Source organism: Vibrio sp. Y29_XK_CS5, from assembly GCF_024181835.1.
GTDB classification, from domain to species: domain Bacteria; phylum Pseudomonadota; class Gammaproteobacteria; order Enterobacterales; family Vibrionaceae; genus Vibrio; species Vibrio harveyi.
Genome location: NZ_JAMZAM010000007.1, coordinates 128,813 through 145,084, shown reverse-complemented (window position 1 = coordinate 145,084; position 16,272 = coordinate 128,813). Strand labels below are relative to the sequence as shown.

The following is a 16,272-nucleotide window of genomic DNA, read 5'->3' as shown; positions in this document are numbered from 1 at the left end:
ATGAATATGTATAAGCAGAAAGGCGCGAGCCTCGTCGAGTTTATGATTGCATCCTCTTTAGGGCTGATTGCTCTAGCTATTGTTGGATCGCTTTACATCAGTGGACAAAAAGTGGCGATGGAGCGTTCCAAAGAGCTGATGTTACTGCAAAACACGGGCAGCGTATTAGCGATGTTAAGAAACGATATCCAACGAGCTGGCTTTAATGAAAGTGGCAGTGATTCAGTCAAAATTTCAGGTGCGACCGATACGATTTACACTCTTGATACTCCGGGGATGGGGTTGATTGCATACGCCTATCAAGTTGGGACTTCAGGTGCAGCGCCACTTTATAAAAATGTTGTATATGAGCAGCGGATTAATACGCCCGAGTCTTTGTTTGTCTGTGAGAAAAAACAAACGACGATATGGAACGTCAGTCAAGTTATTGCGCTTTCTGGTACCGGTACATGCAATACGCTTTTTGATAAGAGAGCGATTCATATTAACCGCTTTGATCTTGCCGCTCGTACGCTGAAAAACACAGATGCTGAAAGCGCGGTAGTCACCATTACCTTAGGGACGGAATTAGTTGGCGCAACAAGTGTTCAAACAGAGCAGTCGTTTACCGTGAAGCAGAGGAACTGGCAGTAATGAGAAATCAACAGGGAGCCGCAGCATTATTAGTTGTGAGCGTGTTGCTGGTTGCGGCATTAATGATGTCACTGGGAAGCTACAAGTCCCTTTTCTATCAAATCAAACGTGCCAACAATCAAATTGAATCCAGACAAGAGCATTGGCGTGCAGAAGGCGGGTTAGAGTGTGTTTACAGCAAAACCAAACTAAATAAAGAATTGCCAACTAACGTCAATGACTGCATCACAGCGATGGGTCTTGATGCACTTACATTTTCCTCAGGTCCTTCAAGTCTCGTAACTTCAACGATTGGTCATCGGGAAACGAAAAAGACCATCAAGTTGCCTTCAAGTAGCGGGGCGGGGGCGATCAAATCTAAATCTGATCTGGTTATTAATGGTTCATATACGAGCTCTCCAGATCCGAGTAAAAGTCTCGGTAGTAATTTGTGGGAGTGCACCTCCGTTCTTTATTACAACTTTTTCTATGCTACCAGTGTAAGTACTTTTCACCCTTATCAGCTATCCGACAAACCTTATTCAAGTTTCCCTGATAGTCCTGCTGGACAGGAACAAAAATGTGCATCTACACACTACAGTTGGGGCACAAGTGTTGCGGCATCTAAGAGCGATTATCGCCAGTCTTCGGACATGGACCCATTTAAAGATGTCTTTGATGTCCCGCGTAGTGAATGGTTCGATGTGATGTCTGATAGCTCTTTGTTTGGATATGTACCTTTGTCGTTGAATGGTATGACATTGGACTCTGAAGCGGATCTTCCTTCTCCGGTATTCAATGATACTTGCGCGGAGGGGATAGTTAGCAATATCGAAAATGGAAAAGATCTCATTTGGGTTTACGGTGGTTGTGAAATAAACACGGCAGATTTCACGAGTATAAAGAACGCAATAGATAACAGCCTAGGGGGCAACGGAATAATCCTAGTTGTTCAAGACGGTATTTTTTCTACGATAGGGACACAGAATTTTAAAGGTATGCTTTACCATTTTATTTCTCCACTGTATGTCGACCCGACAACCGGGGCTACATTAGATTTTACCGACTGGGCAGCTTCCGCGAATGACCCAGCATTGGATGGCGTTATCGCGGCTTTAGATGCAACAGTGCCTATGGAAAAGACAAAGATTGGCTATTTTCAGCACGGAGCGTTTAACCCATTAGGAGGTTTTGTCATGGACGCGCCTGGAACATTTGCACTCTTCAATGCGGCTTTATCCTTCCAATACAATCGTGATGTAATTGACGAACCTTGGAAGAAGCTAAAGAAAGTATATTGGCAAAAGGGGTCTTGGAATGATCTCTAGACAACAAGGCTTTAGTTTAATTGAGGTGCTGATTTCTTTTCTTTTATTGGGCATTGGGGCGCTCGGACTCACTAAACTACAAATTTACATGGAACGTGAATCGGATTATGCGATTCATAGTATCGAGGCGTTGAGACTGGCTGAAAATCAACTTGAGTGGTTCCGCTCTCGTGGTGCTTCTGAGGCGATGTCTACCATTACGCCTGCCAATTTTGCTTCGATTGCAACCGGATCTTCTGCTAGTGGATCTTATGTTGTTGAGTGGGAAGTTCCAGCAGCTACGGTTTCAGGATCGCTTAAGACCATTACTATCAAATCGAGTTGGGTTGACCGAATGGGGGAAACGCAATCAGTTGAATTGAAAACTATGATTTCGCGTCATAGTGAATTCGAAAAGTGATGGATTAGGTATTCCTCTTATAATTACTTTTATCGTTAATATTGACGCTTTTTATTGCTAAATTGCGTGGTTAATGGGTGGTTTTACAACTGTTAATGCGAATGGTGCGCTACTGTTTTTTTTATGTTTAATTGATATGGCGTTTTTGCAAAATATGTCTCCAAATATGGAAAAAAACATAGAACCTTGTGCTTTCTGAGGCGCTATTTACTAGAATGCTCTGTTGAAAATAGGCCGTTATAATTATTCAAATAGGCCATGGCACCAACATCATTCATATGGAGTTACGATGAGTAACCAAGCAGTAAATAAGGCACCGTCACCGAAGCCGAGCGGGATGGATCGCTTCCTGAACTTTATCGAACGAGCAGGTAACAAAATTCCTGATCCAGCGATTCTGTTCTTCTGGGCACTAATCATTACTTGGGCTGCGTCTGCACTTTTGTCGAATGTTTCTTTCGACCTTCTAAATCCTCGAACTGGCGAAGCTCTCACAATCACTAACCTTCTAACAGGCGAAGCACTAGCAAGTTTCCTTGCTAACATGGTGACAACGTTCACTGGCTTTGCACCACTTGGTATCGTTCTTGTAGCGATGTTGGGTGTAGGTGTTGCCGATTCTTCTGGCTTCATCACCACTGGTCTTAAGAAGATGCTGAACTTCACGCCAGCTAAACTTCTTACTCCAATGCTCATTCTTGTAGCAATCGTATCGCACACTGCGGCGGATGCGGGCTACGTTCTAGTTATTCCTCTTGGTGGTATCATCTTCCACGCGGCAGGTCGTCACCCTCTTGCGGGCATCGCGGCAGCGTTTGCAGGTGTATCGGGTGGTTTCTCTGCAAACTTCATCCCTTCAGGTATCGATCCTCTATTGGCTGGTTTCACGCAAACAGCTGCGCAGGTTCTAGATCCTGAGTACGTGGTTAACCCTCTAGCGAACATCTTCTTTACTGGTCTATCTTCAGTAATTATTGTGGCTATAGGTTGGTACGTAACAGAGAAAATCATCGAACCACGCCTAAAGAACACACCAATCGACGAAGACGCAGAGAAAGCACCAGATCTAGGTTCTTTCACTGAGCTTGAGTCTAAAGCGTTCCGTTACGCTGGTTGGGCAATGATGGCGGGTATCGCACTTCTTGTTGTAGCACTTATTCCAGAAAACTCTGCACTGCGTTCACCTGAAGGTGAAATCACAGCGTTCTCTGCGCCAATCATGAAGTCTATTGTTCCGTTGATCTTCATCCTGTTTATCATTCCGGGTTACGTTTACGGTCGCGTTTCTGGCACGTTTAAGACAAGTAACGACATCATCAAAGCGATGGCGGATACCATGTCCACTATGGGCGCATACATTGTAATGTCGTTCTTCTGTGCGCAGTTCCTATCTGCATTCGCGCAATCAAACATCGGTACGATGCTAGCGCTATACGGTGCGGAAGGTCTTAAAGCGATGAACCTACCGGGTGAAGCAACTATCATCGGTATGATTCTTCTAACGGCTTCTGTAAACCTTCTAATCGGTTCTGCATCAGCGAAATGGGCTCTTATCGGTCCAATCCTAGTGCCTATGCTAATGGCTGTTGGTATCTCTCCTGAGCTATCTCAAGCGGCTTACCGTGTAGGTGACTCTGTATCGAACATCATTTCTCCTCTGATGGTATTCTTCCCTCTAGTTGTGGTTTACTGTCAACGTTACGTGAAGTCGACAGGTATCGGTACGCTAGCATCGCTAATGATGCCATTCTCGATTGCAATGCTAATCGGCTGGTCAGTATTCCTAGTGGTTTACTGGATGCTAGGCATTCCTCTAGGTATCCAAGCGCCATACACTTACACAATGTAAATACCGTCATATTTGGCGCTGTAGCGTTGTTAACTGCGCAAGTTCACCCTAATCACATAGAGCCTCTATGCTCATAGGGCTGAACTTGCTTGTTGCCTAGCTACAACACCAACTATTTAGGTATTGGTAATTCGAAAGCGCTGGTCGAGAGACTGGCGCTTTTTTGTTTTGGGAGTCGGAACGGACTTTGTCCTTCAGGATACAAAATAAAGAGATCCCCAACTCGCTCGTACCTCGCTCTTGAGGATGACGATCAAACTGCTTTGAATCACGGTATTTGTACCCTAACAGGCAAAATCATCCCGCTTCCACTTCCCCTCTTTGAAGGTTAAAATCCACTTTCAATCACGATCTATCCCAAATTCCGGAGCTTCCTTTTGTCAGATTCTCAGTTTTCTCCTCAAGACGAACTATTTATGCGCCGTGCGATGGAGCTTGCCGAGCAAGCCGAAGCTGAAGGGGAAGTGCCAGTTGGCGCTGTGTTGGTAAAAGATGGAGAGGTTATTGCGGAAGGTTGGAACCGTTCTATTTGTGCTCACGATGCAACCGCACACGCCGAGATCCAGACATTACGAAAAGCAGGAGAAGCACTAGGTAACTATCGACTGCTTGATACGACTTTGTATGTCACGTTAGAGCCTTGTCCTATGTGTGCTGGTGCGTTGCTACATAGCCGAGTAAAGCGAGTGGTTTACGGTGCGCCTGATTTAAAAGCAGGGGCAGCAGGGACGGTATTGAATTTGTTCGAAAGCCAAGCGGCATACCATTACGCAACAGTAGAAAATGGATTGCTAGAAGAGGAGTGCCGTGCTCAGTTGCAAGCGTTCTTTAAGCGTCGTCGTAAAGAAATTAAAGCCAAAAAACAAGCGCAGAAAGCGTTAGATAATGAGCAGGATACAAAGGGCGAATAAATTCAGGCGAGTAAATTAAGGTTCGCGGCAATAATTCATCTCTTTAGCAAACACCTACTCGGAAGTAGATGTTTGCTTCAAGTTCTCAGTGATTCACTAGGTGAACGAAAACACGGTTACGTGCACTGACTTTCTTTTTCATACACGTAAGCTTGCGCTTACGGCGGTTAGCAGCCACTGTCTTATTCAAACGTTTTGACTGCACTCTGCGTTTTCTCATAATCAGAACCTCTTGCAGACAACGAACACACTCTCCGACACTCGCATAGCAAAGCGTCCGATTCATTATCAATTGATGACATTCTGGTGATGCACACTTCCGATGAAGGTGACATCGAGTGAGGAGAGGTGACCAAAAGAACTTACTTTTCTGCGCGCTTCGTATTGGTATGGCACCAAATAGCAACGCAAACTAGATAAGCTCGAAAGACCGGATTCTAGATAACTTTTTTTGTTGACTCAACAAAAAAATAGCGAGCTGTGAGCTCGCTATTTTCGAAAGGTTTATTCCGCCCCTGAAACAGGAATAGGTTCGGTTTTCGTCTCTGGTTTTTGCACTTCATTTGGTGTTGTGCTTTTAGCCCCTGAAACTTGCTCAGCCAAGGTTTCAACCGCCCCAGAAACCAATAGGTTTGGATCGAGTGGCGGAATGACCTGAAGATCTTCCGTATCTTCGTCAATGGCTGGTTTCTGACTGACATGACCAATGATCGATTGATAGTAACGGCGGATGTTTTCTACGTAGTTACGTGCTTCATCACCACGGGCATAACCGTAACGAGTCTGGCTGTAATAACGTTTCTGACGCAACAATGGTAGACGCTCTTTTACATCTGCCCATGCGTTTGGATCGCCGCCTTGCGCTTTAGTCAGGCGTCGTGCGTCCATCATATGACCATAGCCAACGTTGTAAGATGCCAACGCAAACCAAATCTTTTCGTGTTCATTAATGGAATCTGGTACACGAGCGACAATACGACGCAGGTATTCCACACCACCTCGAACAGACTGTTCTGGGTCAAGTCGGTCCGTTACTCCAACGCTCTTCGCAGTAGGCAATGTAAGCATCATCATTCCACGTACACCCGTCGGTGATTTTGCTTTTGGTTTCCAGTGGGACTCTTGGTAAGCCAATGCGGCGATCAAGCGCCAATCAAACTCTTCGCTGTATTTTTGGAATAGTGGTGCCCACTTAGGCAGGCTGTTGTCTAGCGCTCGGATAAAGGCGCGAGTATCGACATAATCAAATGCTTCAATATGACCGATGTACTTTTCTTCTAGTGTCGCCAACTCGCCTGACTGCTGGATATTGCCAAAGAATTCAATCAGCATCGCGTATAAGCTTTCATCTTCAGAGCGGCGAGTAAACCAAGAGACGGGTTGGTCTTCTGTTAGCTCAAAAGCAAGTGCAAGATCTGGGTATAAACGTTGAGCTAAAGACAATTCGACCGAGTCAGTTACAGTAAAACGCAGTTCACCCGTCGATACGTGTTTTAGCAAATCGCGAGTGTCTGCATCGCCAACAATCTCGAATTGAAGCTCTGGATATTCTTTTTGTAGTGACGTTAGTGTCGGAACAAACTGTGATTGTTCAACGATCTGTAGCGTTTCTGCACCTGCATTGGCATTTTCATCGACAGCCTTTTCATCTTTTAATTCTTGATACTTGATGAGCTGATCAATGTCGCGAGGACGAAGTTGTCCTTTCTTATATACCACCTGTTGGCTTACGTAGTAGTAGGCGGGTCCCGGACGGAAACGTTGCACCGCTTGCGAAGTTTGATTCAAACCTGTCGCAATGATGTCGATATCGCCTTTTTTGAGGGCAGGGAATAACTCGGCTTGACGGAAAGCAGGTTTGATTTCCAACTTCACGCCTAGTTGTTCTGCAAATTTACGTGCCAGTTCGTAATCCAAGCCAGCAGGACCGTCTGGACCAATGTAGTAGGAGAGTTGGTTATTTAGCGTGCCAACACGTAGGACACCACGCTCTTGGATTTGCTCGAATTCACTTTTAGGTTCCGACTCAATCTGACAGGCAGAAAGTAAAAGCACAGAAGCGAAAAGTAGGGCGCTGCGCTTGAGTCGGTTGAACTGACTTATTTGCATTAATTCGGTACGTCTCGATAAATTTCTAGTTGCCTTTATATCAAAGCGCGCTGGTGGGGCAAAGTGAATCAGACAGATAGAGTGCGACATTGTGTGATTTATCGACATTTTAGTCGTAATTCAAATTTGGCAAAAAAAATGACGCAAACGGTTGCTTTTGGTGTTACATCACAAAAACAATTGCTATATAATGCGCTCGCAACGAAGAGGTGGCATCGGCATAGGTTTGAAAAACCTTCGGGAATAGCTTCGAAGAAAACAGTATAACCCACTGAATTTATTCCAATATCACCTTAATCACTTGCAATAAGAGACCTAAGCACATGAGAATTTTGCGTGGCTCCCCAGCTCTTTCTGAGTTTCGTGTTAATAAACTACTGGAACTATGTCGTGAACAAGATCTGCCTGTCACTGGCATTTACGCAGAGTTTATGCACTTTGCGGATCTAAAGTCTGACCTTGATGACCAAGAGTTGGAAAAACTGGAAAAATTGCTGACTTACGGTCCAACGATCGAAGAGCATGAGCCAGAAGGTCTTTTACTTCTTGTGACTCCTCGCCCGGGCACTATTTCGCCTTGGTCTTCTAAATCTACAGACATCGCCATCAACTGTGGTCTAGACAAAGTAAAACGTCTTGAGCGCGGCACAGCATACTACGTAGAAACAGCGACGCCTCTTAACGATGCTCAAATTGCAGATGTAAAAGCGCTCATCCATGATCGCATGATGGAAGTTACTTTTACTGACTTCGACGACGCAAGCGCATTATTCCAAGCTGCAGAACCTGCACCAGTGGCAGACGTTGACCTATTAAACGGCGGTCGTGCTGCGCTTGAAAACGCAAACGTTACCCTAGGTCTTGCACTTGCAGATGATGAAATAGAATACCTTTACGATGCGTTCGTAAATAAGCTTGAACGTAACCCGACTGATATTGAGCTAATGATGTTTGCACAAGCGAACTCAGAGCACTGTCGTCACAAGATCTTCAATGCAGATTGGACTATCGACGGTGTTAAGCAAGAGAAGTCTCTGTTCAAGATGATCAAAAACACGTTTGAAACCACACCAGAAAACGTACTGTCTGCGTACAAAGATAACGCAGCAGTTATGGTGGGTTCAGATGTAGGTCGTTTCTTCCCGAACCCAGAAACTCGCCAGTACGGTTACAGCCAAGAGAAAGCGCACATCCTAATGAAGGTGGAAACGCACAACCACCCGACAGCGATCTCTCCATGGCCGGGCGCTTCTACTGGTTCAGGCGGTGAGATCCGTGATGAAGGCGCGACTGGTATCGGTGGTAAGCCAAAAGCAGGTCTTGTTGGCTTCACTACTTCTAACCTACGTATTCCTGGTTTTGAGCAGCCATGGGAAACAGATTTCGGTAAGCCGGGTCGTATCGTTAACGCTTTAGATATCATGCTAGAAGGTCCACTTGGTGGCGCGGCGTTCAACAACGAATTTGGTCGTCCAAACCTACTTGGCTACTTCCGTACTTACGAAGAGAAAGTTAACTCTCACGCAGGTGAAGAGGTTCGTGGTTACCACAAGCCAATCATGATTGCTGGTGGTATGGGTAACATCCGTGACGAGCACGTTCAGAAGAAAGAGATCCCCGTAGGTGCAAGCCTAATCGTACTTGGTGGTCCTGCAATGAACATCGGTCTTGGCGGTGGTGCTGCTTCTTCAATGGCATCTGGTCAATCAGCAGAAGACTTAGATTTCGCTTCAGTACAGCGTGAAAACCCAGAGATGGAGCGTCGCTGTCAGGAAGTGATCGACCGTTGTTGGCAACTTGGTGATGCTAACCCAATCGCATTCATCCACGATGTGGGTGCGGGCGGTATCTCTAACGCACTTCCAGAGCTTGTCGACGATGGCGAACGTGGTGGTATTTTCCAACTGCGTGACGTACCAAATGACGAACCAGGCATGAGCCCACTTGAGATCTGGTGTAACGAATCTCAAGAACGCTACGTAATGGCGGTTGCGCCAGAGAACATGGAAGTATTCGATGCAATCTGTAAGCGTGAGCGCGCACCATACGCAGTAGTAGGCATCGCAACTGAAGAGCGTGAGCTTAAACTTGAAGATTCACACTTCGAGAACACGCCAATTGACATGCCAATGGATGTGCTTCTTGGTAAGACGCCTAAGATGCACCGTGATGCGAAAACGCTAAAAGCAAACAACCCGGCGGTTAACCGTGACGGCATCGAGCTGAACGAAGCCGTGGATCGCGTTCTACGCCTTCCAACGGTTGCAGAAAAAACATTCCTAATCACTATCGGTGACCGCACGGTAACAGGTCTTGTCGCGCGTGACCAAATGGTTGGTCCGTGGCAGGTTCCAGTAGCAAACTGCGCGGTAACTGCAGCAAGTTACGACACTTACCACGGTGAAGCAATGTCGATGGGTGAGCGTACACCAGTTGCTCTATTAGACTTTGGTGCATCGGCTCGTCTAGCGGTTGGTGAAGCAATCACAAACATTGCAGCGACAAACATCGGTGATATCAAACATATTAAACTGTCTGCAAACTGGATGTCTCCAGCCGGTCACCCGGGTGAAGATGCAGGTCTTTACGAAGCGGTGAAAGCTGTGGGTGAAGAGCTATGTCCAGCACTTGGTCTGACTATCCCTGTGGGTAAAGACTCAATGTCGATGAAGACCAAGTGGGAAGAGAACGGCGAACAGAAAGAAGTAACCTCTCCGCTATCTCTCATCATCACTGCGTTTGCTCGTGTTGAAGATGTTCGTAAGACCATCACTCCGCAATTGCGCACAGATAAAGGTGACACGTCACTGGTTCTTATCGACCTAGGTAACGGGCAAAACCGTCTAGGCGCAACAGCACTTGCGCAGGTTTACAAGCAGCTTGGTGATAAGCCAGCAGATGTAGACAACGCAGCACAACTGAAAGGTTTCTACGAAGGAGTTCAAACTCTAGTAGCAAACGATCAAGTAGTGGCTTACCACGATAAAGGCGATGGCGGTCTATTTGTAACGCTTGCAGAGATGGCATTCGCTGGTCACTGTGGTGTTAAAGCAGACATCGCCGACCTAGGTGAAGATGTACTAGCAGCACTATTCAACGAAGAGTTGGGTGCAGTGCTTCAGGTTAAAAACGATGACCTAGACGCTGTACTTTCAACGCTAGCAGCGAACGGTCTTGAAGCATGTTCTCACGTAATCGGCTCAGTCGAAGCATCTGATGAGCTAGTGATTACTTCTGGTGACACAGTGGTTCTTGAGCGTAACCGTACTGAACTACGTACTATCTGGGCTGAGACGACGCATAAGATGCAAGGTCTACGCGATAACCCAGCATGTGCTGACCAAGAGCATGAAGGGAAGAAAGACAACTCTGACCCAGGTCTAAACGTTAAGCTAAGCTTCGACGTAAACGAAGACATTGCAGCGCCTTACATCGCGGGTTCTATGGTAAATACCGGTGCGAAGCCTAAGATGGCTATTCTGCGTGAGCAGGGCGTTAACTCTCATGTAGAAATGGCAGCAGCGTTTGATCGTGCAGGCTTCGAAGCGACTGATATTCACATGAGCGACATCCTAACAGGTCAAGCGGCTCTGGATGAGTACCACGGTCTAGTGGCTTGTGGTGGCTTCTCTTACGGTGACGTACTTGGTGCGGGTGAAGGTTGGGCTAAGTCTATTTTGTTCAATGCACAAGCTCGTGAACAGTTCCAAAGCTTCTTTAATCGTGACAACACATTTTCTCTAGGTGTGTGTAACGGCTGTCAGATGTTATCGAACCTGAAAGAGCTAATCCCAGGTGCAGACCTATGGCCACGCTTTGTTCGTAATGAATCTGAGCGTTTTGAAGCGCGCTTTAGCTTAGTTGAAGTTCAGAAGTCTGATTCTGTATTCTTTGACGGCATGGCGGGTTCTCGTATGCCTATCGCAGTTTCTCACGGTGAAGGTCGTGTAGAAGTACGTGATGCTGACCATCTAGCAGCGATTGAAGCATCAGGTACCGTTGCGGTTCGTTACGTGGACAACCACGGTAACCCAACGCAGCAATACCCGAATAACCCAAACGGTTCGCCAAACGCTATTACGGGTCTAACGACTCAAGATGGTCGTGTCACAATCATGATGCCGCACCCTGAGCGTGTGTTCCGCACAGTAGCGAACTCATGGGCTCCAGAAGGTTGGGGCGAGAATGGTGCTTGGATGCGTATGTTCCAAAACGCACGTAAGAACATCGGCTAATTACGGCGTAGTCCAAGGTTAACGAAAAGAATAAAGCGCTGGTTGAAAGACTGGCGCTTTTTTATTTAAGGGAATCGAGAACGTCTCCCGTCTCCCTTAAAAAACTTGCAGCGTTTCGGTAACTTTTATGCTCTAATACCGCGCTTACCAAGGGATGGTGTTAAACAGCTCAGCTTAGATGGAGTTATCAAGTTGACCGAATCCCTGATTAATCCCTTAGGAAATGAAAGAAATGTCTAAAAATCCAAAATTTGCTATCCGCGTAACTGAAAAACGTAACGGCTGGAGCGCAGAGATCACTCGTCAAGTGACATCTCGTAAGACAGTAGTATCAAAACGTGAAACTGGTTTTGACAGCGAAGAGAAAGCACAAGCTTGGGCTGAGCAAGAACTAGCGGGTTTTGTTCAAAACCAAGTTGTTCGTAACGAGCGTAAAGCAGTACAGCGTCAAGAGCGTGAAGCTGAGCAACTAGCGGCGAAAGTTCGCAAAGAGGAAGCTCGCAAAGCGCGTGAAGTAGAAGCTGACGAAGAGTAATCTCAGCCTACTAGATGGCTTATCTGTGCCGTCGATTATGAATTAAAAAGTGCCCTGAGATCATCTCGGGGCATTTTTGTTTGTGTCGTTTAAAAGCAGTCCGAAGATACCGAAAAGCTCACCGAACCTTCTGCAGGGGCTGCAAATTGCTTATTACCAGCAAGCAATTGAGGATTATTCGAATAGGTTCGATGCTTGTGGCTGTTTTTGGGAGTATGTACGGGCGGCAAATCGATGTTATGCAAGCCGTCAGAAAGATCTTTGGCTTCCCCATAATCATAATCTCTCGCTTCCGTTATCTCTCCTTTTGTGTATTGGCAATGATCGGGTTTGCCATCTTCTTTCCACGTTAAACCATCTGTTTGAGCATCAAGATCTAAGTTGTCTGTCACAGTGGCAGCGTAATGATCTTCTAATTGCTGGCGCTTACTGTGTTCTTCCAAATATTGAGAGATATTGTCTTGTGAAATACTCGCTGCATGCGGAGAGGCTAGGGCAGCGACAAATAACATTTGTTTCCATGTCAGCGTTTTTCTTCGAAGGTTCATAAGTCTCGTATGTAAAATGAGGGTGATAGACCCAAGTCACTCTGGCTGAATCAAGCATTTTGAGGTTACTTGGATATAAACGAAAACTCGGAGCCATTCATAGCCCCGAGCTGGTTGAAGACCAATACAGATAATGTGATTAATTAGTACTGGTAAGTCAGTTTAAGTTTAACTTCACGACCCGGTGAAGGCACGCCGTTAGATAGGTAGGCTTCATAGTAACGGTCAGTTAGGTTTTTCACGACCGCTCCAACGCTCAAGCCTTTGACTTGTTGCACATCCCAAACGACATACGCATTTTGCAGCGTATATTGCTCACTAGGCGATTTTACTTTCAGGTTGTTACCCTCTGCCTTCGTTTTGGTTTGTGCATCGTACCAACGCACTTCCCAACCTGAGCGTAGACCTGGGAGCCATTCGTAACCGAAGCCTAGGTTGATGTTCAATGGTGGTACATCTGGGTGATCGTCATCAGAACCAGTGGAGTCAGATAGACTACCTTTGTTTTTACCACGTACGTAACTCGCTGAAAAATCAGTATAGAAATCTGAAATACGGTACTGTGAAATCAACTCAAAACCGTAGTTTTTGAACCCATCTAAGTTCGTATTCCAGCTTTGGTTTTCTGTACTGTTTTTATCTAGATTTGCACCTGTTCGGATATCGACCGTGTCATTTACGTCGTTGTAAAACACGGTAAACTCCGTTGCAAGGTTGTCACGGTCACTGACGAGACCTTCGGTTAAATTGATCACGCTCGCTTGGTAGGCATGAATACGCGAAACATCCAGATCTCTTGCTGTTGCTGTCGCCGTAGCGCGGGCATATTGTACAGAGTAGATGTTATCAACCGTTGGCGCTTTTAATGCGTATGCGTAAGAGAAATTCAAACGCGTATTATTAGTGGCATCAAAATCGATATCGAGACGCGGACTAAAGCCTTTATGGCTCGTCTCACTGTAGTCATGTCCAGCCGCCGGGTCGTTGTAGTCTGGCGCTGCATTGCCTTTACCTTCGCTGGTGATGTATTCATAACGCAAAGATGGCGTGATGGTTAGACGATCGGTCGCTTGGTAATGGTCTGCTACATAAGCGGCGTAAATCGTCTGTATACCCGATGGTTCGTAATAAGGCGTGTACCAGCCGTAGTTCTTTGCTTCTTTTTTGGCATACGATTTATTGAAGACCAGTGAATCGCGATCAGTTTTTTGGTACTGAAGACCAGTGACTAGTGCGTGATCTCCAATTTGTGCTTGGTTGAAGACATCAACGTAATCGCGTTCGTAACTTAGCCAAGACTCGTGACCGTAGCTGCCGACAGAGACGAACATTTTTTCGAATGCAACATCAGGGCGTACCCAGTGGCGATCGTTTTCAGAGCGTGCCATTTTGATGTTGAAATCAATGTAAGGATTGGAAGGCATGTAATGGTAAGAGAGCGTCGTCGTATTATCGGTGTATTTGTTGTCGACCGTGTACGCGTATTTCGCCTTCTCTAATGAGCCATATTTTTTGATGTTGTAGTCGGAAATATTCGGCATTTTTCCGCGACGGTTCGCCCAAGGTTTGCGACCTTCGTCTTTGTAGCGCGTATGACTGATTTCGAACTCGTGGTCGTCATTTTCATAGCCGACTTTCACTAGCATGTTTTCTTGCTCGTAACCCGAGTAATCCAACGTTTCACCGCCGCCAACTTGGATGTCATCTGAATCTTTTACCGAGCCATTGGCTAAGAAGTAGAAGCCGGCGTCGTTCTTGCCGTATAAGGACAAGGTGTATGAGTTTTCATCACCATTATTGTTATAGCCAGTGGAAACACGAGCACCAAAGTTACGATCGCCATCGAGGAGATCATCGACACTTTTCGTTTTGATACGGATGGAGCCACCAAATTTACCATTCAATGCGCGATAGTCGTGCGCGCCTTTGATGATCTCTGCCTCACCAATTAAGAACGGGTCAAAGAAGAAGGTACCGTAACGGTATTGTTGGAAGCCGATAGGTGCGCCATCAACAAATACAGCGATGTCACTTGGGTCATCAAAACCGCGGATATTGATACGTTCCCCCCCAGAGCGAGCGCCACCATCTAATGTTGCTCCTGGCACGGAGTCGATCATATCTGCAAAATTGGAATACTGCTGTTCCTCGATAAGAGACCAATCAATGGTCGTTTGAGCAGGTTCTGCAACAGTGATTGGTTTCGCGTAATGCACACCAATGACTTCAAGCTCTTCATCTGAGCCTTCTGCTGCATAGGAAGCAAGGGAGTTGAGCACTGCGAGCGAAACAAGGCTTACCTTGAAGCCATGAGTGGATAAACGTTTCATATTCGTCATTTATAGTAATTTGATTAGGCGAGGATTATATGAATGCTGAACAAATTAATAAATGATAATGAGATTAATTATCAATGGTGTTTTTTTGAATGCCTGTAAAGTTTTATATCCACCAAATGACGGTAAAACAGATTTTGATAGGGATTAAGATATGTAGGGGAGTGAATGTGTCTATCTTTTTGCCACAAAAAAGCCCAGATGAATTTCTGGGCTTTCTGTTTATGCAAAAACTTATTGCTGAGTTTCTAGCGGAATTTGCCCTGTCGTGACTTGATCAACATCGAACTCCGTTAGCTCTTCAATATAGCTTTCTACGGTTTGTTCAACGACATCATCGTCTTGTTTGAAGTAAGCAATGTGGAAGATTGCATCACCTTCGTTAACTAGAGGCAGTGTTTGCTGACCGATCACGATACCGCCTTTTGGTGCAACCAGTTCAAGTTCGTCGTGACCAAGCGGCGAGCTGATGTATGCGAGTGTTTCACCTTCTTCAACTTTGTCACCTAGGTTCACGACAGTACGCAGAATACCGTTACCTGATGCACGTACCCAACTGGTGGATTTTGCGATAATTGGTTCTGGTAGCTTTTTGCGGCTTGCGCGAAGCATGCCGATGGCTTGCATGACGCGCTGCACGCCAAGTACACCTGCGCTGATAGATAGAGGGTCAAAGCGCAGAGCTTCACCAGCTTCATAAGTTAGCACTGGGATATCGCATTTTTCAGCTTCACTACGCAAAGAGCCATCACGCAGTGCCGAGTCTACGATCACTGGTGTGGCAAACGCTTTTGCGATTCGCAGTGTTTCAGGATTACTCAGGTTCGCACGGATCTGCGGTAGGTTAGTACGGTGAATCGCACCCGTATGAAGATCCAAGATGTAATCACAGCGTTTGGCGATATTGTTAAAGAACCCATGCGCCATGCGAGATGCCAATGCACCTTTTTCGCTTCCTGGGAAGCAACGGTTTAGGTCGCGGCGGTCCGGTAGGTAGCGTGACTTATGAATAAAACCAAATACGTTCACAATAGGAACCGCAATCACGGTGCCTTTCAGCTTTTGCGGATCCAGTTGGTTGATCATCTGACGAACGATTTCTACGCCATTAAGCTCATCACCATGGATCGCCGCATTCACCATTAGCACGGGACCTTCTTGTCTACCGTGGATGATTTCCACAGGAATAGAAAGTGGTGAGTGCGTGTAAAGCTGTGCTGCTTCAAATTCGGTTTCTAGTCGTTGTCCTGGTTGTACTTGATGCCCGAGTAGCTCAAATACTTTGCTTTTTTTACTTCTGGCCATAAACCATCTCTGTCAAATACGTTAGCAACAATGTAACAACTGGTTCAAAATCACACTAATCATTCTTCTTTAGGTGACGAAAAATAATTTTTATTGAAAAGATT

The 16,272-nt window shown here is 45.9% G+C and carries 12 protein-coding genes; 7 read left to right on the top strand and 5 right to left on the bottom strand.

Features of this window, described 5'->3' with window-relative positions:
* Nucleotides 1-6: 6 nt before the first annotated feature.
* From NL647_RS23230 to tadA, 5 genes are all read left to right on the top strand, one after another.
* Nucleotides 7-633 carry a PilW family protein gene (locus NL647_RS23230; RefSeq protein ID WP_005447638.1) on the top strand — a complete coding sequence of 209 codons (627 nt, stop codon included), beginning with the start codon at nt 7-9 and terminating at the stop codon, nt 631-633.
* Complete coding sequence (locus tag NL647_RS23225) at nt 633-1,940, top strand: hypothetical protein (protein WP_005447637.1); 1,308 nt, start codon at nt 633-635, stop codon at nt 1,938-1,940. The genes NL647_RS23230 and NL647_RS23225 overlap by 1 nt, the downstream gene beginning before the upstream one ends.
* Entirely contained in the window at nt 1,930-2,340 is a 411-nt protein-coding gene (locus NL647_RS23220) for a prepilin-type N-terminal cleavage/methylation domain-containing protein (RefSeq protein WP_005447635.1), read from the top strand. Before NL647_RS23225 ends, NL647_RS23220 begins: the two co-directional genes overlap by 11 nt.
* Nucleotides 2,341-2,629: 289 nt before the next feature.
* Nucleotides 2,630-4,189: an AbgT family transporter gene (locus tag NL647_RS23215; protein WP_005447634.1), complete on the top strand. Its 1,560-nt coding sequence runs from the start codon at nt 2,630-2,632 to the stop codon at nt 4,187-4,189.
* A 377-nt stretch (nt 4,190-4,566) separates the two neighbouring features.
* On the top strand, nt 4,567-5,100 hold the full coding sequence (gene tadA / locus NL647_RS23210; protein ID WP_005447631.1) for a tRNA adenosine(34) deaminase TadA: 534 nt from the start codon (nt 4,567-4,569) through the stop codon (nt 5,098-5,100).
* Between the two features lie 85 nt (nt 5,101-5,185).
* On the opposite strand, the gene NL647_RS27175 is transcribed toward tadA, so the two are convergent.
* Nucleotides 5,186-5,320: a hypothetical protein gene (locus NL647_RS27175; RefSeq protein WP_005447629.1), complete on the bottom strand. Its 135-nt coding sequence runs from the start codon at nt 5,318-5,320 to the stop codon at nt 5,186-5,188.
* Between the two features lie 284 nt (nt 5,321-5,604).
* Nucleotides 5,605-7,209: a membrane-bound lytic murein transglycosylase MltF gene (gene mltF, locus NL647_RS23205; RefSeq protein WP_253650710.1), complete on the bottom strand. Its 1,605-nt coding sequence runs from the start codon at nt 7,207-7,209 to the stop codon at nt 5,605-5,607.
* Nucleotides 7,210-7,532: 323 nt separating this feature from the next.
* Here mltF and purL point away from each other — a divergent pair, with 323 nt between their 5' ends.
* Nucleotides 7,533-11,444, top strand: coding sequence for a phosphoribosylformylglycinamidine synthase (purL, locus tag NL647_RS23200; RefSeq protein WP_253650709.1), 3,912 nt, complete (start codon nt 7,533-7,535; stop codon nt 11,442-11,444).
* A gap of 232 nt (nt 11,445-11,676) precedes the next feature.
* A complete protein-coding gene (locus tag NL647_RS23195) occupies nt 11,677-11,979 on the top strand; it encodes a DUF3622 domain-containing protein (RefSeq protein WP_010446286.1) in 303 nt (100 codons plus the stop codon).
* Between the two features lie 89 nt (nt 11,980-12,068).
* On the opposite strand, the gene NL647_RS23190 is transcribed toward NL647_RS23195, so the two are convergent.
* The 3 genes from NL647_RS23190 to NL647_RS23180 form a co-directional block, all read right to left on the bottom strand.
* On the bottom strand, nt 12,069-12,491 hold the full coding sequence (locus NL647_RS23190) for a hypothetical protein (protein WP_005447623.1): 423 nt from the start codon (nt 12,489-12,491) through the stop codon (nt 12,069-12,071).
* A gap of 179 nt (nt 12,492-12,670) precedes the next feature.
* The gene (locus NL647_RS23185; protein ID WP_005447620.1) at nt 12,671-14,857 is read right to left on the bottom strand and encodes a TonB-dependent receptor; all 2,187 of its coding nucleotides are present in this window, start codon (nt 14,855-14,857) and stop codon (nt 12,671-12,673) included.
* A gap of 240 nt (nt 14,858-15,097) precedes the next feature.
* Nucleotides 15,098-16,168 carry a succinylglutamate desuccinylase/aspartoacylase family protein gene (locus tag NL647_RS23180; protein ID WP_253650708.1) on the bottom strand — a complete coding sequence of 357 codons (1,071 nt, stop codon included), beginning with the start codon at nt 16,166-16,168 and terminating at the stop codon, nt 15,098-15,100.
* Nucleotides 16,169-16,272 lie beyond the last annotated feature (104 nt).